18 protein-coding genes are annotated in these 22,869 nt (G+C 50.0%); 10 read left to right on the top strand and 8 right to left on the bottom strand.

The annotated features are described in order from the left end of the window. Positions 1 to 88: 88 nt before the first annotated feature. Positions 89 to 1,033, bottom strand: a complete 945-nt coding sequence (locus JIN95_RS10530; protein WP_200531427.1) for a DUF368 domain-containing protein — start codon at positions 1,031 to 1,033, stop codon at positions 89 to 91. 9 nt (positions 1,034 to 1,042) lie between these two features. Beyond that, positions 1,043 to 4,213 carry an oligosaccharyl transferase, archaeosortase A system-associated gene (locus JIN95_RS10525; RefSeq protein ID WP_200531426.1) on the bottom strand — a complete coding sequence of 1,057 codons (3,171 nt, stop codon included), beginning with the start codon at positions 4,211 to 4,213 and terminating at the stop codon, positions 1,043 to 1,045. 191 nt (positions 4,214 to 4,404) lie between these two features. Here JIN95_RS10525 and aglG point away from each other — a divergent pair, with 191 nt between their 5' ends. The 5 genes from aglG to JIN95_RS10500 all read left to right on the top strand — a co-directional run bounded on the left by aglG (position 4,405) and on the right by JIN95_RS10500 (position 9,309). Then, positions 4,405 to 5,328, top strand: a complete 924-nt coding sequence (gene aglG / locus JIN95_RS10520; RefSeq protein ID WP_200531425.1) for a glucosyl-dolichyl phosphate glucuronosyltransferase — start codon at positions 4,405 to 4,407, stop codon at positions 5,326 to 5,328. A gap of 41 nt (positions 5,329 to 5,369) precedes the next feature. Then, on the top strand, positions 5,370 to 6,638 hold the full coding sequence (locus JIN95_RS10515) for a nucleotide sugar dehydrogenase (protein WP_200531424.1): 1,269 nt from the start codon (positions 5,370 to 5,372) through the stop codon (positions 6,636 to 6,638). Beyond that, positions 6,635 to 7,456 (top strand): FkbM family methyltransferase, encoded by an 822-nt coding sequence (locus JIN95_RS10510; RefSeq protein ID WP_200531423.1) that lies wholly within the window; start codon positions 6,635 to 6,637, stop codon positions 7,454 to 7,456. The genes JIN95_RS10515 and JIN95_RS10510 overlap by 4 nt, the downstream gene beginning before the upstream one ends. A 400-nt stretch (positions 7,457 to 7,856) precedes the next feature. After that, complete coding sequence (locus JIN95_RS10505) at positions 7,857 to 8,741, top strand: glycosyltransferase (RefSeq protein WP_200531422.1); 885 nt, start codon at positions 7,857 to 7,859, stop codon at positions 8,739 to 8,741. A gap of 64 nt (positions 8,742 to 8,805) precedes the next feature. Further along, a complete protein-coding gene (locus tag JIN95_RS10500; RefSeq protein WP_200531421.1) occupies positions 8,806 to 9,309 on the top strand; it encodes an acyltransferase in 504 nt (167 codons plus the stop codon). Between the two features lie 69 nt (positions 9,310 to 9,378). On the opposite strand, the gene JIN95_RS10495 is transcribed toward JIN95_RS10500, so the two are convergent. Next, on the bottom strand, positions 9,379 to 10,365 hold the full coding sequence (locus tag JIN95_RS10495; RefSeq protein WP_200531420.1) for a Gfo/Idh/MocA family oxidoreductase: 987 nt from the start codon (positions 10,363 to 10,365) through the stop codon (positions 9,379 to 9,381). Next, positions 10,362 to 11,462: a DegT/DnrJ/EryC1/StrS family aminotransferase gene (locus JIN95_RS10490; protein ID WP_200531419.1), complete on the bottom strand. Its 1,101-nt coding sequence runs from the start codon at positions 11,460 to 11,462 to the stop codon at positions 10,362 to 10,364. The genes JIN95_RS10495 and JIN95_RS10490 overlap by 4 nt, the downstream gene beginning before the upstream one ends. Positions 11,463 to 11,544: 82 nt before the next feature. Between JIN95_RS10490 and JIN95_RS10485 the strand changes: the two genes are divergently transcribed. After that, positions 11,545 to 13,059, top strand: a complete 1,515-nt coding sequence (locus JIN95_RS10485; RefSeq protein ID WP_200531418.1) for a sulfatase-like hydrolase/transferase — start codon at positions 11,545 to 11,547, stop codon at positions 13,057 to 13,059. Here the strand turns inward: JIN95_RS10485 and JIN95_RS10480 are convergent. Further along, the gene (locus JIN95_RS10480; RefSeq protein WP_200531417.1) at positions 13,056 to 14,171 is read right to left on the bottom strand and encodes a glycosyltransferase family 4 protein; all 1,116 of its coding nucleotides are present in this window, start codon (positions 14,169 to 14,171) and stop codon (positions 13,056 to 13,058) included. The genes JIN95_RS10485 and JIN95_RS10480 overlap by 4 nt on opposite strands. An 893-nt stretch (positions 14,172 to 15,064) precedes the next feature. Here JIN95_RS10480 and JIN95_RS10475 point away from each other — a divergent pair. From JIN95_RS10475 to JIN95_RS10460, 4 genes are all read left to right on the top strand, one after another. Further along, complete coding sequence (locus JIN95_RS10475) at positions 15,065 to 16,834, top strand: asparagine synthase-related protein (protein WP_200531416.1); 1,770 nt, start codon at positions 15,065 to 15,067, stop codon at positions 16,832 to 16,834. A gap of 181 nt (positions 16,835 to 17,015) precedes the next feature. Then, entirely contained in the window at positions 17,016 to 18,005 is a 990-nt protein-coding gene (locus JIN95_RS10470; protein WP_200531415.1) for an SDR family NAD(P)-dependent oxidoreductase, read from the top strand. A gap of 1 nt (position 18,006) precedes the next feature. After that, a complete protein-coding gene (locus JIN95_RS10465; RefSeq protein ID WP_200531414.1) occupies positions 18,007 to 19,146 on the top strand; it encodes a DegT/DnrJ/EryC1/StrS family aminotransferase in 1,140 nt (379 codons plus the stop codon). A 41-nt stretch (positions 19,147 to 19,187) separates the two neighbouring features. Further along, positions 19,188 to 20,132 (top strand): methionyl-tRNA formyltransferase, encoded by a 945-nt coding sequence (locus JIN95_RS10460; protein WP_200531413.1) that lies wholly within the window; start codon positions 19,188 to 19,190, stop codon positions 20,130 to 20,132. Positions 20,133 to 20,153: 21 nt separating this feature from the next. On the opposite strand, the gene JIN95_RS10455 is transcribed toward JIN95_RS10460, so the two are convergent. From JIN95_RS10455 to JIN95_RS10445, 3 genes are all read right to left on the bottom strand, one after another. Then, the gene (locus JIN95_RS10455; protein WP_200531412.1) at positions 20,154 to 20,783 is read right to left on the bottom strand and encodes an acetyltransferase; all 630 of its coding nucleotides are present in this window, start codon (positions 20,781 to 20,783) and stop codon (positions 20,154 to 20,156) included. Between the two features lie 167 nt (positions 20,784 to 20,950). Continuing rightward, positions 20,951 to 21,622, bottom strand: coding sequence for a PIG-L family deacetylase (locus JIN95_RS10450; protein WP_200531411.1), 672 nt, complete (start codon positions 21,620 to 21,622; stop codon positions 20,951 to 20,953). Between the two features lie 139 nt (positions 21,623 to 21,761). Then, positions 21,762 to 22,802: a glycosyltransferase gene (locus tag JIN95_RS10445; protein WP_200531410.1), complete on the bottom strand. Its 1,041-nt coding sequence runs from the start codon at positions 22,800 to 22,802 to the stop codon at positions 21,762 to 21,764. Positions 22,803 to 22,869: the final 67 nt, after the last annotated feature.

Genomic DNA, 22,869 nt, shown 5'->3' with positions numbered 1-22,869 from the left:
GTTAGATGTTTCGGCCGTCGGAGAGGGGAAAACGGACTAACGGCAACATATCCTGGGTGCGAGAGCACCTCAGACACCGTTGCTCGCGTCAGTACTCGATCGCCGCGGAGTAGCGATCAAGAACGAGTACGACCGCGGCGCCGCCGACCGCCGCGAGCGCGAACCGCGGGGTCGCTGCCCGCCACGGCTCGCCGCTCTCGGCCAGCCGGATCGACACCTCGACGAGGGGGGCGCGGAGCGCACCGACAATCAGGCTGACGAGGAACGCCAGCGTCGCGGCGCGCGCGCGATCGAGTGCGTATCGGATCGCGTGTGCGATCGTGAACAGCCCGACGATGCCGCCGAAGAGGAACGTTGCGATCGTCGGGACGACCTCGGTGAGGCCGGCAGCCCCCTCGCCGCGCGCGAGCGACACGACTCCGCCGATCACCCGGCTTACCGCGCCGGACATGTGCTCGTACTGGCCGAGCACGACCAGTAGGAGCGAGCCCGAGACACCGGGGAGGATCATCGCGCTCACCGCGACCGCGCCCGCGACGAACACAACCGGCAGCGAGCTGTCGAGTGCGGTCGACGCGTACCCCGACGCGAGGAAGGCGACTGTGAACCCTGCGATCGCGGCTCCCTGTCGACGCGGCGTGTCGAGCGCGACGCCGTCCAGAAGCACTGCCGCCGAGGCCGCGATCAGCCCGAAGAAGAAGCCGTACGTCGCCACCGGCTGTGTCGTGAGCAGGTGGTTGACCACGCTCAACACGGCGACAACCGCGGTGGCGATCCCCGCGCCAAGCATGAGGAGGAACGCGCCGTCGATCTCGTGAAACGCGGCGCGCGCGTCCGGGCTGTTGCCAGGGCGGACGCCTGCGAGGATCCGCCGGAGCCGCGTGGGGTCGATCGCGGTGACTGCCGCGATCAGCCGCTCGTAGATACCGACGACGAGCGCAATTGTCCCGCCGGAGACGCCGGGCACCGCGTCGGCGCTGCCCATCGCGACGCCTTTCAGATACAGCGCAATCCACTTTCGGCGGGTAGCCATCGGACGCGGTTACGCCTTAAGGGGCGTGAGTGGGATGGTAGACAGGGTCGCGAGCGGAGCGACAGAGTGGGCTACGAATGTCGTTGGCGCGGTAGCCAGCGAACTCGTGTTCGTGTCGCCGCCAGTGTCGCTGCTCTCGTCGCTCGTCGCGCCCTCTGCTGTCTCGCTGCCCTCACTCGTGGTCTCGTTTTCGCTGCTCTCATCGTCAAGCGTGGTCTCTTCGAGTTCGACCGTCGCGGCCGCGTCGTCTTCGCCGACGACCTGGGCCTCGCTCACGTCGACCTCACCAGTGAGTGCGGTCGGGGTGCCGTTGTCGATCGACACGCCAGCCGAGAGCTGGTAGGGGCCGGTTGCGCGAACGCTCGTGTTTGTGTAGCCATTCTCGGGCCCGAACTCGTCGTAGCCCGTCGTCGAGTACGGCACAGTCAACTCGAAATTCCCGTTCTCGTCGGCCTCTGCGTACTGCGTGTACGTGAACGTTTGTCCCGAGGACTTCTCCATCTGGACGGTTGCGCGCACCTCTTGGTCGGGCTCAGCGCCCGACCCTTCGATCGTGGCACCGGGGACGCGTTCGAATGTCTTTACGAAGTCATCTTGGAACGCCTGCAGGATAGACTCGCCGAGGACGCTCTGGACATCGACACCGAGCTGCTGAAGAACCTGCACCTGCAGCGCCGAGGGTGACTGCCCTGCCGACTGCGAGGCGTGGACGAGCCGGTGGTGTTCGAGGGCCTCTACGCGCTCCGAGGGGAGGTCGCCGACGCCGCCAACCTGGGCGCTACCGTCTTCCTCGACATACGCACGTGCGGCCGAGACGTTGTCGAACTGCCGGATGGTGGTTGTCGGGTCGGACGGGAGGGTGTCGACTTCGATCTGCTCGCCGTTCGCGGTTTGAGCGGTTTGGGTCTCCCAGTCGACGACGACTGGGCGCGGTTCGACCGCGCTACCATAGTGTTCGTACAGACGGATCATCTGGCTTTCGTGATACCGTTGGGTGTTCACCTGCATTACCGTCTGGAACCCGCCCTGCTCGGTCTGCTGGTAGAGGACGCGGTTGAAGTCCGAGCGCGTCTCATTGCCGGAGTAGAACGTGACGGGCGCGCCGAACTTGGAGTTCGGCGACGCCATCTGCGAGTCGACCATCACGTAGCGGGTGTTCTCACCCTCATCGCTCTGGCTTGCGAGCACCTCGGTGGATGCCTCCTCACTCGGCGCGAGGAGATAGTCAGCGGCGGCGCCCGCATTCTGCTGGAACGGGTTCGCGTTCGGGATGCGTTCGGCTCTGGTGGTGATCCAGTGGCCGTAGTCCCACCACGACTGCACGCCGTACGCACCCTCCGGGTAGTCGAAGTCGTCGTCTGCGGGGCGCTCGTAGGTGTCGTACGGGTCCATCGCATTGTCCGCACCTTCGAGTTCGCCTGGCTGGGGCGTCTCGTCGTTCATCCACTGAAGGCTGCCGTCCCACTGGGTGACGCTGCCGGGGTTGCTGTTCGCGCCGGCGGCCCAGACGGGAGTCGCCATTGCGACCAGCGGGACGATGAGGACGACGACGAGCACAATCGCGCCCATCGCCTGCCACCCCTCGATGTCGCGGACGTTTTCGAGCGAGGGAAGCGAGAGGAAGTCGACAGCCAGCTGAACGAAGTACGCCGCGCCGACCGCGACGACAACGGCGAGGTAGTAGTTGAAGCGGACTTGGGTGAACGCGGCACTGCCGATAAAAGCAGCCCACACGACGAAGTACAGCTCCTCAGCATCGTACTCGACGAGGAACGTCGCGCCGACGAGGAAGGCGGCCGCGATGACGAGGCCGACTACCTGCCAGCTCACGCCGACGACGCCGCCAATAGCGTCGTAGAGTTGGGGGACTGCATAGACGGAGCCGACCACAGCGAGCGCTGCTGGGACGTAGAGAGTGTGGTTCGTGTCGTCAGAGCGATAAAGGGGACGCGCGACAATGTAGAGGATTGCAGCGAGTGCGAGGAAAAAGGCGAGACCATACTGGCCAAGGACGAAGTCTGCGAAGGTGCCGTTCTGGAGGGGAGGTTGTGCCTCGCCGATGGTGCGGGCGCTAGCAGTCGCGCTGAAGCCGACAGTGTTGAGGAGGTTACTAGTGAGTGTCGACCACAGCGAGGGGATTGCGACCCAGACGACACCAGCAGATATAAGTATAAGACCACTGACAGCCGGCGGGTACGTTGAGGCATCGAGGCCACGTGCCTCCCACTGGCGGGCAAGCCACGCGAGGAAAACAGCGCCGAGCGCAACGCCCAGTGGGAGGACGATCTGGAGCAAGGAGTACCCGGTCGTATCGAAGGAGAACGTGTTGAGTGGGATAATCTGCATGAGCCCTGCGACCGTCATCGCCACTGCACCCGTGAAGGCCACTGGCTCAGGACTCTGTCCATGAGCCACATCGCTGGTGAGTTTCACCGCGAGGAATATTCCAGTGAATCCGACCAGCAGAATACCGGGTTGCCACGTCCATATGTACGCGCCGATAGCAACGCCGGCTGCGGCAGCGTACACGACGGGGCGACGCAGCGCGTCCCAATTGCGGTCGACGACGAGTTCCCAGACGGGTTTTTCACGCGTTGCAACGCCGAGCGCGACGAGGAACCCGAGGACAGCGGTGCTCTGGAAGAGGACTTCCGCCGCGCTGTGGTCAGGGAAGCCGACCAGAGAGTAGCTGAAGAACGTCCCCGGAAGAAGTGCGAGCACAACGACCGCTGCGAGAGCCATGAACCGATCGACGAACCGACGTGCGATGAAGTAGGTCGGTACCGCGACGAGTGCACCTGCGATCGGAGCCATCACGAGCATGACCTCCTCAGCGCTTCCCATGATCGGGCGGGCGATCCAGATGCTGACTGCCATGATGTGATCCCAGAGGGTTCCGAACTGACCGGCTTGAGTGCCGAAGGGGAACCCGGTCCACGGATCGAACTGTATTGTGCTTGGCCAGTTCTCTAAGAGGTATGTTGTCTCGCGGAGGTGATACCACGGGTCGTTGCCGCGGAAGTACACCTCGCCGTTCTGGACGAAGTTGCCATACGATTGCAGTCGCGTCCACAACATGAACGCGAAGACGCCGAGAAGCACCGGAACGTGATACCACCGTTTGAGCAGATCGGATGGGGATCGGTCCGATCCGTCTGGCGGATCGTTTGAGTCACTCATTACCGCAAGGAACTGCGAAAACGCGCATAAGGCTTGTCATATCCTCACGAGAGGAGTCTCAACGAGACCGCATATCCACCAAGCCAAGTTAGAACCAAAATCACCGTAATGGGACTCTTCTGTCGCCTTAAAAGCTCGACCGATTCCGTCTCAGAAACTCTTATTCGGGCCTCTATCGAAGCACCGTGTGAATGAAGGTCTCCGTCGTGGTCTGTACGTATACTCTAGATCGGTACGACGACTTCTCGGAGGCCGTCGAGAGCCTTCTCAGGCAGACGTACGATCCTATCGAGATCATTCTGGTGAGTGACGGCAACGAGGCCGTCGCCGATCGGATGTCAGAGGAGTTTGGTCACTTCGATTCCGTCTGCGTCCATTGCACCGAGGAGAACCGCGGAATTTCCTACAGCCGGACTCGAGGCGCAGAGCTCGCCACCGGCGAACTCGTCGCATTCCTTGACGACGATGCGATCGCGACCCACGACTGGATCGAAACGCTGGTTCAGACGTACGAGTCGACGGACGCGTACGCGGTCGGTGGTCGCTTGGATCCGCAGTGGCTCGCGGGAGAGCCCTCTTTTCTGCCCGAAGAGTTCTATTGGTTGATCGGCTGTACAGAGCGCGGATTCGCCGACCATCTAGAAGAAGTCAGGAACACCTACGGATCGAATATTGCGTTCAACCGCGAGGTGTTTCTCGACGTTGGCGGCTACGACGAGGAGACGGGGCGAAAGGGCGACAGTCACGTACAGGCACACGAGGCACCGGCCTGCATCCGTATGCAACAGCAGTACGGACGCGGCGTCGTGTACAACGACGAGGCGATCGTCTATCACAAGATCTTCGAGTATCGGACCCAGTTTCGCTGGCTCCTGGGACGTGCATTCTGGCAGGGATACTCAAAGCGGGTGATGAACCTCCGGCATCCCGAAGACGAGGGAAACGAAGGCGCGTATCTCCGTGCTCTCGCGACCGAGTACGTTCCGCAGCGCGTCTACAGACTGTTCAAGAGCCCCTCACGCGCCAAACTCGCTCAGCTCGTTTCGATATTCGTGTTCACGGCCGTCGTCGGATTCGGGTTCCTCTACGGGATCGCAACGTATCGCGATCGGTAGTCAAGAAGGCTTATGAGCGCCATCTGACTACACTATCCCATATGAATAGCGACCGGGACACCGTCGGGGTTGTCGGACTCGGATACGTCGGCCTCCCGCTGGCGCTCGCGTACGAGGCGGCCGGCTACACCGTTATCGGAGTCGATGTCGACGAGGAGCGTGTCAGTGACTTGCGGTCGGGGCAGTCGTACGTGACGGACGTGGACGACGAGACCGTCCAAGCCGCGCTCGACGGTGGCTTCGAGCCGACGACCGAGTACGGGGCGCTCGAACGGGTCTCCGGAATCTCGGTGTGCGTGCCGACGCCGCTCAAGAAGACCGGCCAGCCCAACCTCTCGTACGTGGTCGACTCCGTCGATCGATTGGCCCCCGTGATCCCAGACGACTGCACTGTGATCCTCGAGAGTACGGTGTACCCGGGTGCGACTGAGGAACTTGTCGCACCGACCCTGACCGAAAACGGACTCACCGTCGGTGAGGACGTGTTCGTGGCGTTCTCACCGGAGCGGATCGACCCTGGCCGTGAGGATTACGGGATTACGGAGATCCCTAAGGTCGTCGGCGGCGTCACAGCGGCGTGTGGGGACCACGCCGAGGCGCTGTACGAAACCGTCTTCGACGAGGTCGTTCGGGTCGGGTCCTCGACCGAGGCCGAACTGGTCAAGCTCCTCGAGAACACGTTCCGATCGGTCAACATCGGGCTCATCAACGAGACGGCAATGATCGCCCACGAGCTCGACGTCGACATCTGGGACGTGGTTGACGCGGCCGCCACGAAGCCGTTCGGCTTCATGCCGTTCTATCCCGGGCCCGGTCTCGGGGGTCACTGCATTCCGATCGACCCGCTGTACCTCTCGTGGAAAGCGGGACAACAGGGGGTCGAGACGGAGTTTATCGACCTCGCGGACGAGGTGAACCGCGAGATGCCCCGCCATGTCGTCCAGCGCGTGACGAAGCTGTTGAACGACGAGGGGACCGCGCTCTCGGAGTCGTCGATCCTGATCGTCGGCGTCGCATACAAGCCGGATGTCTCGGACGTGCGCGAGTCGCCCGCGTACGACGTGATCGGGTTACTCGATGAGTGGGGTGCCGCGATTTCGTATCACGACCCCTACGTCCCGACGTTTGAGGTGGAGGGGGATCAGTACGAGTCGGTTGCGTTGACGACAAACGAGATCGAAGCGCATGATTGCGTGATCGTCGTAACCGATCACGGAACGATCGATGTCGAGGCGATCGTTGACCACGGTGAGTTGGTGTTTGACACGCGTAATGCGACTGGTGGCGGAGAAAATGTGAGGAAATTATGAAAAGCAATCCTATTATTTCTGTACTGGAGAAAGCGCGGAAATCACTATATCGTGGTCCGATCAAGCGAATTGCCGTATCTCTCGGACTTGAGAAGTCCCTGCGTGAAGGCTATTCCCAACTTCTTTCGAAATTCACTACGGACCAGACCTTTACATTGGATATCGGAGATGAAATTGCGAAGTTTCACGTGACTAATGGAGTAGAGGTACAGAGGTTCCAAGAGCTAATGGAAGAAGAATCCGTTATCGAATCTGTTCTAACAGACATAACTCCACAAGATGTCTTCTATGACGTTGGAGCAAATGTGGGGTTGTATACCTGTTTTGTGGGCCAAATATCCAATCGGTGTGTCGCCTTTGAACCACATCCAGTGAACTGTGATCGGTTAAGAGAAAACATAGAGTTGAATAATATTTCGAATGTAGAAATTCGTAAAGAAGCTCTGTCAAATACAAACGGAACCGCTAACCTTGCGATTGCTGGTTCTGATGCCGCTGGTGAGGGAGCACACACACTTTCAACCGAGAATGAAACGAATACTATCACTGTTTCAACTATCCGGGGAGATGATTTGAAGGGGATTCCAGCTCCCGATGTGATGAAGATAGATGTCGAGGGCTCTGAACTATCTGTTCTTCGTGGAATGAATGAGATGCTTGAACAGTGCCGAATTATTTATTGTGAGACCCACGCTGACAAGCTTGCTGATCGAGGAGAATCTCATCAAAAGGTAGTTGACCAATTAAAAGAGGCAGGGTTTTCAGTTGACAAATTGAATTCTCGCGGTGAGGAAACTTTTCTCCGCGCAACAAAATGAGTGTATAAAACAAAATTCCTCTCGGAACCACAAATATAATGATTCATGGATATTATTGAGAATATTCTGAAAACATGCCCTAAATATGAGCAATCAATATACCGTCTTATATATAAATAATATAGGTAATATAATAATTTGTGAGTTCTTTGCTAAGAGAGACGAAGCAAAGAGGATACAATTGGGCTTGGAAATATTATTGTATTTTCCAAATTTAGAAGCCTTTATTCATAACATTGATATCTTACCCAATACCGTTCCCCATTAGGATATGACCAAAAATATACTCTGGCTCCGACCGTCAACAGGTGATCACGTTAGTGTTCGGCGTGAACGGATAGCTGAACATCTCCATGATTGTGACGTACAAGTTCAAATTCAAGATGCCAGTGGGTTAGATATGATTTCTGCAGTTCGGTGTGGGCTAACTTTCGAATTCGATCTTATCATCGGTAATGTCCGTACGGGGCTGTACGTCGGTTATCCTCTTGCAAAATTACTCACAGTACCGTTTATTGGTGATGTGAGTGACCCGATATCAAATATCGATTCTCTTCCCAGCCCTCTTTTTTCTCTGATTAAAAGGTACGAATTATTCATTCTTAGGCGTTCAGATGGCAATATATTTCTTCCAGAGACTATTAAAGGGATGTCTAAGTATGGTATCTCCGGAGAAGTAGCTGGAAATGCTGTGAATTTTAAGCAATTTTCAGATCCAGATCCAAACGTGGTCGATGAAACCAGGGATATCCTTGCTGAAGATGGTGTTGACGTTCATTCGCAAATTGCAGTATATTTAGGTAGCCTTGTTGACACCCGTAATATATCTGAGATTATTGATGCTGCTCAGAGGACCAAAGATTGGCAATTTGTGGTTATCGGAGAAGGTGAACTTGCTGACAAAGTGGAAAAAGCTGCTGATTCGATCAACAACCTATATTATCCGGGTTCCTTCGACTACGAACTTATGCCCGGGTTTCTCTTTCATTCAGATGTTGGACTCTGTCTTGTAAACGTTGAGCGGCCACTGAAAATTTTCGAATATGGGGCTGCAGGTCTTCCTACTATCGGCAGCTACGGGAAGCTGGAATCTGAATTTTCTGGGAAGGAGCTGTTTTTCATTCACCCAACCAGTGAGGAGATCTCAGAGGCACTTTATCAAATTGAAACTAATTCGGATACCACACAGCAACGAGTGAAAAACTTGCGAGAGAGGGCGAAAAAACACTCTTGGGAGGAAGTTGCGTCAACTTATTTTAATTTAATCGATTCCCTGACACAGTAACCGGTTTAACGAGATGGTTCGGAGGTAGCGCAACTATGATATCTGGGTAGTATCTCTAATGGACATGGGCGATTTAAACGTTGTAGAAGCTACCAGTCTAGGCAGAAATACCGAGGTCAAGGAATTCACTGCAATCCATAATTCGGATATTGGGGACAATTGTACTGTCTGGCGATCATCAAATATCTATGGGGCGGAAATAGGAGACGACTGTATGATCGGATCCCTCGTTGAGATACAAAAAAATGCGAAGATAGGAGATCGATGTCGGATTCAATCGCACGCCTTCATTTGTTCTCTCGTTACTATCGAAGATGATGTCTTCGTGAGTCATGGAGCAAAATTTGTGAATGACCGTTATCCACCCAGTGGAGACGAGAAAGAGTGGGAGAGAACCAAAATCAATGAGGGAGTCTCAATCGGTACCAACGCTACGATATTACCTGTAGAAATTGGTGCAAATGCTCTTGTAGGTGCTGGTGCAGTTGTGACAGAGGATGTGCCAGAGAACGCAGTTGTAGCAGGGAATCCTGCAGAGATTATAGGTTACGTCGACGAAGATATCTAGTCAATTTGTGGATTCGGATACGAGGGTCATAAAATTCTGACCACCTCGCTCTTAACTTTATGTTGTCGCCTAGTCCATCGTAACAACTTGATTTTCAGAGGACGATTTTTCACACAGTTCTAGCAGTTCAACTGTTTCGGCACCTACTTGCCCGGGTGCTCGAAGCTTGCTTCCAGACTGACATGCGTCGATGAATTCTGATACTTCGACCTTCAGTGGTTCTTTGTTCTCCGTCTTATACACTTGCTTTCCCTCATTTTGCGCTTGGAAATCGCCATTATACTCGCGCACTCTGCTATCGTGCAGTTCAACGACTGTATCTTCGAGATAGTCAACATATGCTGCCTTTTCGGAACCAACAACAGTCAGATCCCGTCGCTTTCCGTGGACCGGAACCTGCCATGATTCATTTATAATACTTGTCGAATCCCCATATTCAAGTGTGATTGTCGCAGTTTCGTCCACATTCTCTCGAATGACGCTATCTAGGTTACAGTACAGAGATTCAGGTTTTCTTTCCAGCAAGTAATTAGATATATCAATATCATGAACCGCAAGAGAATAGAGTGCTCCAGCAGTTTCTCTGGGAACACGGAAAGAGAAACGGTTTGTGTTGAGATACTTAATTTGACCAAGTTCTCCACGGTCGATCCGGTTTTTGAGCTCACTCAGTGCCGGATGGTATCGGAAGATATGCCCAACGCCCAAGGTTCTCCCATGCTCCTCAGCGGTTTCGACCATATCCCATGCATCCTCACTGTTTAGTGCCAGGGGCTTTTCAACTAGACAGTCTATCCCGTCTTCAAGGAGCTCTGTCGAAATCTGGTGATGGGTTGGCGAGGGTGTTGCGATAGTTCCCGCACCGACTCCCATCGATGCAAGTTCAGAATAATCAGTTGTGAACTCCACATCGTATGATGAAGCAAGTTCTTTGACGCGATCTTCGTCCACGTCACAGAGAACCACGCCATCAATTACCCCTTTGTCAGCGAGTTCAGCCGCGACACGGGCGTGATTCGATCCCCAATAACCCGTCCCGATGACTCCGTACTTCATGCTTCGTAATACTCCTTAATCAGAGTACAAACTTTGTCGATCTCTTCTTCGGAGATTCGGGGATGCATCGGGAGAGAGACGATACGGTCCGTGATCCGTTCGGCAGATTTTCTCGTTGTTTCGCCACAACGGTCGATCACTGCTGGATGTTCGTGAGCTGGAGTTGGATAGTGAATGCCAGTTCCGACTCCGTTCTGGTCCAGATACTCTCGGAGTCCGTCGCGGTCAGGCGCCTGTATGACGTACAAGTGATAGACGTGTTTATTGTCATCTTTCTCAACTGGGGGCATGACTGCGTCGATACTGGCTAATTTTTTATCGTAGATAGATGCTGCGCGACGGCGTCCCTCGTTCCATTCCTGAATATATTTCAGTTGCTCTCTACCAACTGCACCCAACATTTCACTCATCCTGTAGTTCAGTCCTAGGTGTCGGTGAACACCGTCTTCATCCCGCCCGTGATTACGTAACGCGCGTGCCTGTTCCGCGATGTTTTCATTATCAGTTACAAGCATGCCCCCATCACCCGCGACGGTCATGTTCTTCGAAGGGTAGAAACTGAATGCGCCAACATCTGCGATACTTCCGGCATAGTCCCCATCCCGCTTCGCAAAGTGGGATTGACACGCGTCTGCCACGATGTCCAGATCGTGAGCCTCTGCAAGTTCAGTAACCTGTTCCATCTCAGCCATCTGTCCGTAGAGGTGGACTGGGATCACCGCTTCAGGATTCTCTGAATCCACGATTCTCTCTGCCAGTTTGTCCATATCCATCGTATACGTCTGGGGATCCACATCTACGAAGACGGGATTCGCACCAAGAGAGAGAACGGGACTCACTGACGCGAAGTAGGTGTGTGCCGGAACGAAGACATCGTCTCCTTTACTCACACCGACTGCCTGAAGTCCTAGGAGTATCGCGGATGTCCCGCTGTTGACACCGACTGCATACGTAGTTCCACATTTATCCGCGAACGATTCTTCAAACTCTTCCACAACAGGCCCTTTTACATATCTGCCACTCCGGAGAACATCCTCAACGGACCCTATCGTTCGTTCGTCCATGTGAATATCCGTGAATGGTACTTCTCCAACCATGGGTAGGCTATCATCTGCGATTGATATTTAGGTTGTGATAGAGCGACGGAATTGTTAAACAGTTCTCCGATGTAACTCTCATATGACCGACGACGGAAACACCACTCCGCCAAACATTCTGCTCGTCGTCTGGGATGCATGCAGATACGATTACGCACTGGAACATGCAGAGTTCCTGAATGAGCTTGCAGCTACTAACATCCGGTTTGAGAATGCTATCGCACCGAGCCCCTGGTCACTACCCTCCCATGCTTCCATATTTTCGGGAGAGAAACCACATCAACACGGCAGTACAAAGTTTGGTGATTTGATCGAAGCGCCACTCGTTCAAGAGCTATCGTCTCACGGATATCGTACATACGGTGTTTCGGCAAACGGGTTTGCTAGTCAGCGGACGGGCTTCCACCAGAACTTCGATCACTTCCGGTACACCGGGGGCCGGGACCCATTTGTCGGTGGACTTGATGTATCTGGTATATCTCAAGATGTTCTTCGAAAAGAAGACGCGTCTTATCAAGACGCGCTGATCCAAATATTGCAAGAGATTCCCCGTCATGACCACCCTTTCAAGAGTGTTCTTAATCTTCTGGGGGTTGCCTGCGGTGAGCTTTCAAATAAATTCGAAATTTTACAGAATATCCGACATCCTGTATTTGGACCTACAAGCGATTACTCGTATAACCCTCAAAAAAATACAGATTTGATTGAATCAATAATTCAAAATGACTCAGTAAATGATCCATTTTTTCTTTTTACCAATTATATGGATACTCACCGATGCTACAAGCCGAGTCCAGCTCTACAAAAGAAACATCTTGGTCGGACGCTCGAGTATAATGAATTGGTGCGTCTCAATGAAGAGATCGCATCACCGATGGAATTTGAGTCAAGAAAATCCACGAATACATTAAGTGAAGAAGATATTCGGGCCGTGCGTGGTCTATACGCTGGAGAGGTGGAAACCGCCGATAATCATTTAGCAGAGATATTCAACCAGTTAGAAAAAGAAAATTTGCGACAGAATACGATTGTAATTGTTACAGCGGATCACGGTGAAAACCTCGGTGAGACTGACGAGATGGGTCGGCAGCGGATGGGACATGAAGCGTCAGTCAGTGACGCAGTTTTGCGCGTCCCTTTGGTCGTTGCCCATCCCGATCTTGACGCTGCGATGATTGAGAATGAGGTGTCGCTTGAGTTCCTCTATGATCTCTTCCTCTCGATTGCTGGTGATGGAACGTCGATTGAGAGGGCGATCCGCAACGCAATACCCGACAGCCCAGCGACAAGTGAGTATCCTGCAACGGGTGGCGAAGGCAAGACTCTGAAAAAATATCCTAAGGTTAGCCAAGACGTGGTCCGTAACCGGTCGGTGGAAGACTCTACTGTCGCATATGCGGATGGGTGGAAGGTAGTCGCTGAATCTGATAGTGGCAAATGGGCTTTCGAGAGAGGGGCTCCGATAGATCTCGATGACGCTCCTCAGGAACTCGTCGAAGAAACTATGGATCTTCTTGAGATGCTCGTTAGCAGTGCGTCCGCTCAAGAGCTAGACGAAGAGAGGGTGTCGCAATTAGAAGATCTGGGATATATCTAATCTAAGAGCCGACTATAGAGAGATAGCAGCTGATCTTGTTCTACCTCCCAGCAGTATTCTTGTTCGACCCTCTTTCGACCATTCTTACCCATTCTCATCAGTAACTCCTCATCGGCCAGAATCTCTGCTATTGCATCTACCTGTTTGGTAGTATCCTCGGAAACAACTCTTCCGCAGTCTTCCGGTAGATATCTTTTAGTTCCCTCTGTTTCGGTGGCTACGACAGGTAGTTCTGAAAGCATGTACTCAAACATTTTTGTCGGGATAATATACTCGGCGCGCGCCCTTTCAAGCATACAGAGGCCGATGTCTGCAGCACGTAGGTAGGGATAAATCTCGTCGGGTTCAATATATCCACAGGCTTTGACCCTGTTCTTCAAACCCCGCTGGTCACGAAACTCATCGATTACTTTCGCAGCTGCCTCGGTTATTCTGCCGATCAGGACAAGGCCAACGTCAACGCCTCTCTCATGGAGTTCTTCGGTAATTCTCAACATCTTCGTCAGTCCCCTTTCTTCCGATAAGTTCCCAACGTAGACCAGTCTGTATTGATAATCACCCTCCATATCAACATTTCCTCCCGCTGCCAATGAGATACGGGGGAAATTACGCACGAGTGTTACCTCATTGTGACCTCGTCGCCTGAAGTCCTCGGCTATCCAATCAGTGGCGGCAACTACGGCGTCGAATCTCTTTGTGATTGCGGACTGCACAGGGGGAAAAACACGACTGGACACCGGGTTCAGCGGTACCGAATCATAGAATCGAAGGGCACGTCCGTAGTCTTCGTGACAGTCGTAGATTATTTTGGCATCAGTTTTAACGGAGAGCATGAAGCCGAACGGTAACAAGCCAGGATCGTGCAGGTGGTATACATCGGCGTCAATGTTGAGAGCTTCGTGGTATATCTCGCGGGTATGCCGAAAGTTCGCACTGTCTACGTCTTTATTACCAACAGCTTTCACGGATATGCCGTCACGCACGGTGTTCACATGGTGAGGCGTTATCAGAGTGACATCGTAGCCTGCATTTGTTAAGCTACGTGCCTCCTTGTGGAATATACGAGTGTCAAAAGTGGAGTGTGAAGAGGTGAGTATTGTGACTTTCGCCATTCTGTGGCTACCATTCGAATACTCGCGTTTTTCCAATATAAGTTCAGGGAAATTACTACAAAGTCATCGTTACGAATCTATTTCTGATTCTTCTCTATCTTGCTCAGTTGAATCCGCAGATGTCGATAGGATAACGTCACCGTCAAAGAGGAAGCGAAGCAGAATAACCGAATATTTCTAACTATTCTTACGATTTGCTAAACAAGCAGCATGCTGGCTCATTAGCGCTTTGCTACCAGTCCAACGGCGGTAAGTAATCCGACTGGCAACGGAGTTCCCAGCTGGAATCATATGTTGACGGACTTTTTGCCGGGTTCACATGGACGCGACGTACCACGAGAACGTCGATTGGGCGAGTGAGATGGATCGAATCCGTGTGTTGTTAGAACTGTGGCGGACGGCATTTCCGAACCTTCGACGCTGTACAGCTCCTTTGAGAGGGCATACATGTCGATCTAGTGGGGTTCCTTCAGGAGGCTGAACAGATCTGCGATCCGAACTCGCACGGAGCCATGGTCGTGGTAACTAAAGCATCGATTCCAGCGGCCGGCAAAAGCTCGGAGTCATGATTCTACTATCGTTAGCTCCGCATTTCAAAATGTCCTCGAGCTGGATTACGATTTCATCCACCGCAACGTGATCCAGGTTCGCACCCCTCGCGGCTGTAGATGCCCTTTGAATTTAGTTATAAATATTCCAAGTTTTATCGCCGGCTTGGATGTCGTCTCTCGCTCCACAAATTTTAACTCGAATCAGTCGTTACCTCCGTTGAGACGGGCAATTTTGAGCATTGACCACTCACAGATCGCCCCGCCTCATCTTCCATCCTTATCTGAACACCGTCCTGACTGTTAACTAAAATTATAAATAACAGCGATTCAGATGGGGACTTGATGGCTGGAATCGTTTTCTCTTTAGGTGGTACAGATACACATCAAATTGCAAAATCAATATCAGATGAAATAGAGAATTATTCGACAAACCTAGTTTATATGTCAGAACAAATAGAACTATATGATGTGAGTTATCCATCATACCCTACAGAAAGATTTGATTTGGAACGATTTACTATAATTTTAGAAGGAGAGATATACGCACCAGGAGATTATCGATCTTCACTTAAAAAATTGTTTTCAGACAGTATTCCCTCAGATGAAAAATTCCAAGCGTGGGCAAAAGATATTGATGGCGATTATAATCTATATGTAATTGATGAATCCCAGAGTAAAATTCATATATTTACAGATATACTCAACCGTCTTCCAGTATATTGGGCAACATTAGATAACACATCATTTGGAGGTCGATCATTACAATTCATGCGGAGATCATTTCAGAAGAGATCGGAAATACTATCTCTAGATCAAATGTCAATAGCAGAATTCTTATTATTAGGATATTATATAGGTAAAAAAACACCTTATAATCAGGTGAATAAATCAGTCCCTGCGTCCAAACTGTCACTTAGTATATCAAAATCGAAGCACTCAGTATATAATCAGTTAACATTCGATGAGAAACATAAAAACGATCGATCAGTTAGAGAAAATGCTAAAATATTATCTGATTTGCTAAAAAAAGTTGTGGAGAATAGGTCTAATTTGGACGGATCTCATGTTGTGTCACTAAGTGGAGGAAAAGATTCAAGATTAATCGCAGCTGTGCTAGCAGATCTTGAGATGAATATTCGAGGCTATTCTTTTTACAACAACACATCTAGTGCAAATAAAGATGTCTCCATTGCATTACAAATAGCACAAGAATTAGAAATTGATTGGACCCTCTTTAGTGTACGGAATAGTGGAAGCAGCCTTGTTTCGTTATATAGGACAAAAGGAGGAATGAATTATTTAGCGATGGGATTTCAAGTTGAATTCTTACGAAAAATCATGTCCGATAACAATAAAAAGGTAAGATTTTATACAGGAGATATTGGTGACTTATTAGATGGTAGCTGGAGTTTCAATGATGAGTTTATTAGTGATCGGGATGCGGTAAAGTGGCTGATCTCAAATTATAGTTATAATAGTCCGGATATAATTGAAAAAATTACAGGCGTCACGAAAAAAGAATTAATCTCTGAACTTGTTTCCTGTATAAGTAGTCTCCCAGAGGAAAATGAAGAAGATAGGTTACAACATTTCCTCACACAGGAAAGAGGATTTAATATGGATTTCCATGGCGAGGATAGAAATAGATCATACGTCTGGACACTTGCACCACTAAATTCATGGCCAGTGATTGACCATCTAATGTCTATCCCTAAAAACCAAAAATTCAGGTATAAACTCACAAAAGAAGTGTTTAATATAATCAATAAGGATATGATTAGGATTGATTATGCACCTTATAATGCACCGATGGGAACCTATCGACAATTATTTCGGGAGAAAAACTTTGGTATCACGTCTAGATTTAATAAATTGAAAAATAAAATACCAATTAGTTCAGAAAAAACAAGTTATGAAAACGATCCGGTTGTTGAATACACAAATTACCTTCAAAGTAAAAATATTGACGAAAACATTGCACTAGATCAAATGGAGAGAGTTCTAAATATGGGTAGTTCTGAGAAGTACACGATATTAACAGTGTTAGCAATAATTGAAGACCTTGAGGATGATATACAATTTCTCAAAGAAAATCAACAAATTTCCTATTAAATATTGTATTTATAGCCATTAAACTACACATAAATGTAAATTAAATTATATATTGGAAATGGAGGGCAATCGTAGGAGACTCTTGTTGTAGTATCATATTTGATGGATTAGTGTAACTACTAATGTACCGATCAAAGATAGTAACCGAAAATGATTTTCCCCTCACCCGCTATCTCACGATATGACCGAAAGAACTATTCTGGTCACTGGAGGCGCTGGCTATCTCGGTTCCATCCTATCACGACAACTACTTGATGACGGTCACGAGGTTCTAGTATACGATGCTGAACTCTTTGGGACCTATTCTATAGACTCACTCCGTGATCGAGATCGATTCGAGTACGTACAGGGGGACATCCGAGATACAGATGAACTTGAAGCGGTCGTACAGCGGGCGACAGACGTAGTTCATATGGCTGGTATTGTCGGTGAACCAGCTTGCTCTGCGGACGTGGACGCCACCATTGAGGTGAATCTCAACGCGACGGTAGAACTCAAGCGTCTCTGTGACCGCCATAATATTGATAGGTTTATCTTTATGTCCACCTGTAGTGTTTATGGTAACTCTGAAGATGACCTCCTTACGGAGGTCTCCCCAATAAATCCGATCTCGGCATACAGCCAGACAAAGAGGCTGTCTGAGGACTCCTTGCTATCCTCGGAGGTATCATTCGCTCCAACGATCGTCCGCCTCGCCACAGTCTATGGCCTGTCGCCGCGCCCGCGATTTGATCTCTCCGTAAATTTCCTTACAAAAAAAGCAGTCCTAGACCACGAGGGGACCATCTACGGCGGTGACCAATGGCGTCCGTTTATCCATACGACTGATGTAGCTAGAGGGGTTCGTGCCGTCCTTCACGCCGACCAAGAAGTTGTCGAAGGGCAGATATTCAATGTCGGCTCCACTGACGAGAATTATCAAATGAAAGAAATCGGTCGCATCCTTGACGACGTAATCGCCGACGCGAAGATAGAGGTAGATCAGTCAATGGTTGATGAGCGGAGCTATCGCGTTTCGTTCCAGAAGATTTCGGATGTCCTTGGCTTCAAACCGGAAATGACTATACGCGACGGCATCGAGGAGATTCGAGACGCTCTCACCTCTGGGAATATCACCGATCCCGACGACAATCAATACTACAACTACGTGCCTAAGGAGGACGACGACTAAGATGGCTGACGATGAACCGATTCCTTTGTTCGAGATCGACTGGGACCGACAGGACGTTCTAAACGTTGTCGACTCAGTCACGCGGGGCAGCTATTGGGCAAAGGGCCCCTACGTGGACAAGTTTGAAGAACAACTTGAATCCTACCTCGGCGTCGAACATGCGGTGACATACAACTCGGGAACTACGGCGCTGGTTGGCGCGCTCCATGCAGCTGGGGTTGAGGAAAACGATGAAGTCATCGTGCCCGCGTTTACCTTCATCGCCACCGCGAACGCTGTCCGTCTCGTCGGTGCAGAGCCAATATTTGTTGACATAGAGCGGAATCGATACGGCCTTGATCCCGATTCTGTCCAGGAAGCGATAACAGAACGAACTACCGCTATTATGCCCATTCACAGCTATGGCAAGCCGTTCCTAATGGATGATCTACGCACCGTAGCGGACGAGTATAATATACCACTTATCGAGGACGCTGCAGAAGCGTTCGGCGCACACGATGGTAATCAAATGGCCGGGACAGTCGGCGATGCAGCAGCTCTCAGCTTTTGTCAAAACAAAATTATTGCAACTGGTGAAGGAGGAGCCGTCGTGACAGACGATCCAGAACTTGCCGAGCGCCTGCGTCTCTATCGATCCCACGGACGAAGCAGTAGTGACTACTTTGATGCTTCGGACAGTGGTGAATATATTACTCTCGGGACAAATAATCGGATGGCAGATGTCGTCGCAGCTATTGGCGCAGGGCAGATGACTCGTGTAGAGGATATTATAGAAAGGCGTCGATCGGTCGCGATAGCCTACCACGACGCGCTCGCTGATGTGGACGGTATTATTCTTCCAAGCGACCCTACCGACGGTCGCCACGTGTATCAGATATATACTATAACCTGTGAGTCACCGGCCATCCGCGAGTCTATCCTTGATACACTTGACGCCCGTGACGTGTCTGCCAAAATATACTGGGACCCACCTGTTCATCGCACCACGTTTTACGGGGGTGACGACGACACCAATCTTCCGGTTTCCGATGATCTCGCAAGTCGAGTGCTTTCGCTCCCCATGCACCCCAACCTCTCCCCGAAGTCGATAGCTCGCGTAGCTGATGCCGTTGAAGCGGGCGTAGCTTCCCATCGGAACTGAGTAGCCAAAACTACTAAACGCAGGTAAAGGTAGGTCATGGTATGAGAATTGTATTTGTCTCACACAACGAATTAGGATTAGCTTGTCTCGAAGAATTAATAGAATTAGATGCGGACGTTAAGCATGTATTTACAAAACCAAATGATGCCAATATTTCTGACCAGGTCGAATTTGAATCTTTCTGTCATTCTCACAATATTCCTATTACTGAGACGAAATCGGTGAACGATAATCTGGCAATAACAACGATGAGGAAGTGTGACCCGGACCTATTGTTCGTGGTTGGATGGTCGGAACTGGTCTCCTCGACTGTGTTAAATATCCCGTCAGTCACCGCCATCGGAATGCATCCATCTCCCCTCCCCAGAGGTAGGGGGCGAGCACCGCTTGCATGGTCGTTAATTAAGGGACTAGACGAGACGGCACTCTCATTTTTCCATCTCGTTGAAAAAGCTGATGCAGGTGATCTTGTTGGCCAACAATTGCTCTCAATTGATATCGACGATGATGCCAATTCAATGTATCAAAAGTTGATTGACGCTGGTCGCATAATGATACGGGAGTACTATCCGAAATTCGAGCAAGGTGTAATACCACGAAAGCCCCAAGAAGAAGAGAAAGCGACGTGGTGGCCCCGACGAAGACCACAAGATGGAATCATCGACTGGAATCGCTCTCCACAAGAGGTATACAACTGGATACGGGGACAAACACGGCCATATCCCGGTGCATTTTCCTATATCGACGGCAAAAAGGTGACGATATGGGACGCAAACCCACCAAATGAGGATACTGTCTTTGTGCGACCTGGTGAGATCTCTTATCAAAATGGAGACGCTATAGGCGTGGGTGTATGGGAGAGTACGATCGAAATAACTGAACTTCAAGTCGAGAATGACAAATCTGTGACAGGAAAACAGTTTTTAGAATATTATGGATTTCAGATAGGAGACCAGTTTCAAGATCACGTAGATCAGAGTGGATGATTCATATCTGACAGTCGATTTCTAATGGTCATTGATTGGACTTGCAGGAACTCCCGCCACTGTCGTTTCCGACGGAACAGACGAGATAACTACCGCGCCCGCTCCTACAACTGCTTTATCACCTATGGATATATCATCGCACACAGTCGCTCCAGCACCAACAAACACATCACGCCCGATTGTGGTTCCTCCAGCAATTGTGGCGTTTGGACCAATAGTTACGCCCTCCTTTAACGTGACATCGTGCGAAATACTCGCTGCACTCTCGATGACGACTGCGTCTGAAAGGGTGGCATCTGGACCGATGTACGATTGTGCGTTTAGTATAACGCCGTCTCCAATAGTAGCCGTCTCAGCAACCGTTGAATCTATATCAACTATTGAAAATAGATCAAAATCCAGTTGTCGTACTGCACTCATGAGTTCTAACCGTACTTTCTGACGATCAGCGAAGGCGATAATTATTTCAGTTTCATTTTGATCGAAACTATCGAATTCAGATCTACCCCCAATGATTTCAATTCCATCAACAGACTCTCCTTTAAGTTCTGGATCATCATCAATGAAGAAAACATCATTATCAACCCCCTGCCGTCGAAGAATATCAAGCACAACGCGCCCAAGTTCACCTGCGCAGTAAATCACTTTCATTCCGTAGGCGATCTCATCATTCTATATTTGACTATATAAGATTATCGTCAATACCCACACGGATAGGAACTATGTAATCCTATTGCCAGCTACCCCGTAGTAATTTGTGTGTATTTTGTGCGCATTTTATTAATTTAAATACCAAATTTTCTATATATGGGGGCTGATTATATCTTACTATCTCGAGCAACCACGAGTGAAAACGCCTCTGCAGCTTTGAATCCGGATTCGGTACCTCGAGTCGTCGCCCGTGCTTGAATCGCCTGTTCCGAGCGTGGATGTGGGAATTCACGCACCTCCATGTCGTACTCTAGGAAAGCCTCAATTTTCGTGTCAACGTACCCAGATATGTCAACATATCGATCGGGTGAGAACTGCCGTCTGCAGCCCCCCGTCCATTCCGTCGAAGACGGTGTCTCGTATGCGTAGACTCTGTCTACTCCTGACTCAGGTCGAGCTGCAACAAGTGTTGATTCGTAAACTGCGACGTGGTCTTTGTTAACTTCATGAGGTGAGTGAGTGTAGATAACATCTGGAGTGATAGCCTCTATTACCTCTTCAATCACCGCGTTGACCTCAATATGAGCGGTCGTGTCGAGCTTCATGTCTGTGAGGCCACCAAAGTGAACTTCTTTGAGGCCGAGTTTGGCAGCGCATGACCTTGCGTCTGCGCGCTTCTGTTTGACTAGGGCCTCGTCTTCGTACTGTGTAGTTGCTCCTTCAGTGATGATCAGTACGTGAACCTCGTCCCCTTTATCTGCGTGTTTTGAAAGTGTCCCACCGGGACCGAGCACTTCATCGTCAGGGTGTGCACCAACAACTAATACCGTTTCTGCCATATTAGATCACTTCTGAACCCAATTATTTCTCTCTACTGGTCCCCAATTGTTACTGGTGAGGACTATCCGCGATTGGTTCATCGAAACCAAGCAAATTGGAAGGTTGGACTAAGTGTAACCTCGTATTCCCAAATATCTCTTATAAATATGATTCATTATACTCATACACAACTGAGTTTATGTCATGTGTGTTAACTACATACTCACGACACTGTTTACCATGTTTTCTTAATTCATCGCGATCTTTAACGAGAGATTCTAATCTATTGACAAGATTCTTTGAATTTGCCTGAATAATTGGAATATCATCTGGGTAATGTTTTTTTGCTGATTGACTTACTGATGCAACAACTGGCTTTCCAAGAGCCATAGCCTCTTTACTGAACATCCCATATATCCCATAATCTAAATTCATCCAGCCTACGACAATATCTGCCGTTTTATAAATCTCTATGGCTTCAGAGTGAGGCATATCCTCAACGATCTGAAGTTCCACATTATATCCTTGGGATTGGAGAGTCGAAACTGCATCAATAACGTGTTTGGTACCTTTCATTTCGCGATTTGTTGATGCATGAACTATCTTAATCGGCTTTGAACTATCTGGGTCTGGGTAGATTGGATCAAATTGGCTTATATCAATTGGTGTTGGAACCCATGTCGCGGTGTTTGGAGCCCAATCTAGCAGATCTGGCGAGGCGACAATAATCGCATCTGAGAACTTTCGATATAACCAAGGAATTCCCTTCCAACGTATATCAGACCCGTGAAAATGCATTACAATATGTTTATTCTGAATTTTCCACAGAGGAAGATCGAGACCATATGGGATGAAAAATGTCGGTACGGATATTACACTTCTATAGTGGAAATGAATTACGTCAAAGGAAGATATCATATCCTGAATCCCTCTCACTTTATTAAATATTTCAATAGAATCAATGAGTTTCGCTGGTAAAATATCTGAATCTGGACGAACCTCCAGATTACAATCGGCTCCAAATTCGTATGTTTCGCCATTGAATACTACCACAGAACTCTTCATACCGAGCTCACGCTGTTTTTTGGCAATTATTGAGGCAACACCAGCAGTATTTCCGACATGAAGAACAGATTTATCCAAGGCTTCTTGACTAGGAGAATTGTTAGTAAAACGCTCGTTATCCTCTAATTTGTCCATACGCGAAATATAATCATCATCTAGATATATTTTACGAACATAGCCTAGCTTCGATTTCTATATATAA

The sequence above is a fragment of the Halorubrum sp. LN27 genome (assembly GCF_016635065.1).
Classification (GTDB): Archaea; Halobacteriota; Halobacteria; order Halobacteriales; family Haloferacaceae; genus Halorubrum; species Halorubrum salipaludis.
The sequence above is the reverse complement of the archived record's forward strand: the minus strand, read 5'-3'. Positions and strand labels throughout refer to the sequence as shown.

Bases quoted from the DNA above. Each gene is read 5' to 3' on its own strand.
- JIN95_RS10470 (WP_200531415.1), top strand. From the start codon at position 17,016: ATGACCGAAAGAACTATTCTGGTCACTGGAGGCGCTGGCTATCTCGGT.
- JIN95_RS10485 (WP_200531418.1), top strand. From the start codon at position 11,545: ATGACCGACGACGGAAACACCACTCCGCCAAACATTCTGCTCGTCGTC.
- JIN95_RS10530 (WP_200531427.1), bottom strand. From the start codon at position 1,033: ATGGCTACCCGCCGAAAGTGGATTGCGCTGTATCTGAAAGGCGTCGCG.
- JIN95_RS10525 (WP_200531426.1), bottom strand. From the start codon at position 4,213: ATGAGTGACTCAAACGATCCGCCAGACGGATCGGACCGATCCCCATCC.
- JIN95_RS10495 (WP_200531420.1), bottom strand. From the start codon at position 10,365: ATGAAGTACGGAGTCATCGGGACGGGTTATTGGGGATCGAATCACGCC.
- JIN95_RS10515 (WP_200531424.1), top strand. From the start codon at position 5,370: ATGAATAGCGACCGGGACACCGTCGGGGTTGTCGGACTCGGATACGTC.
- JIN95_RS10510 (WP_200531423.1), top strand. From the start codon at position 6,635: ATGAAAAGCAATCCTATTATTTCTGTACTGGAGAAAGCGCGGAAATCA.
- JIN95_RS10445 (WP_200531410.1), bottom strand. From the start codon at position 22,802: ATGGACAAATTAGAGGATAACGAGCGTTTTACTAACAATTCTCCTAGT.
- aglG (WP_200531425.1), top strand. From the start codon at position 4,405: ATGAAGGTCTCCGTCGTGGTCTGTACGTATACTCTAGATCGGTACGAC.
- JIN95_RS10500 (WP_200531421.1), top strand. From the start codon at position 8,806: ATGGGCGATTTAAACGTTGTAGAAGCTACCAGTCTAGGCAGAAATACC.
- JIN95_RS10460 (WP_200531413.1), top strand. From the start codon at position 19,188: ATGAGAATTGTATTTGTCTCACACAACGAATTAGGATTAGCTTGTCTC.
- JIN95_RS10475 (WP_200531416.1), top strand. From the start codon at position 15,065: ATGGCTGGAATCGTTTTCTCTTTAGGTGGTACAGATACACATCAAATT.
- JIN95_RS10450 (WP_200531411.1), bottom strand. From the start codon at position 21,622: ATGGCAGAAACGGTATTAGTTGTTGGTGCACACCCTGACGATGAAGTG.
- JIN95_RS10480 (WP_200531417.1), bottom strand. From the start codon at position 14,171: ATGGCGAAAGTCACAATACTCACCTCTTCACACTCCACTTTTGACACT.
- JIN95_RS10505 (WP_200531422.1), top strand. From the start codon at position 7,857: ATGATTTCTGCAGTTCGGTGTGGGCTAACTTTCGAATTCGATCTTATC.
- JIN95_RS10490 (WP_200531419.1), bottom strand. From the start codon at position 11,462: ATGGTTGGAGAAGTACCATTCACGGATATTCACATGGACGAACGAACG.
- JIN95_RS10465 (WP_200531414.1), top strand. From the start codon at position 18,007: ATGGCTGACGATGAACCGATTCCTTTGTTCGAGATCGACTGGGACCGA.
- JIN95_RS10455 (WP_200531412.1), bottom strand. From the start codon at position 20,783: ATGAAAGTGATTTACTGCGCAGGTGAACTTGGGCGCGTTGTGCTTGAT.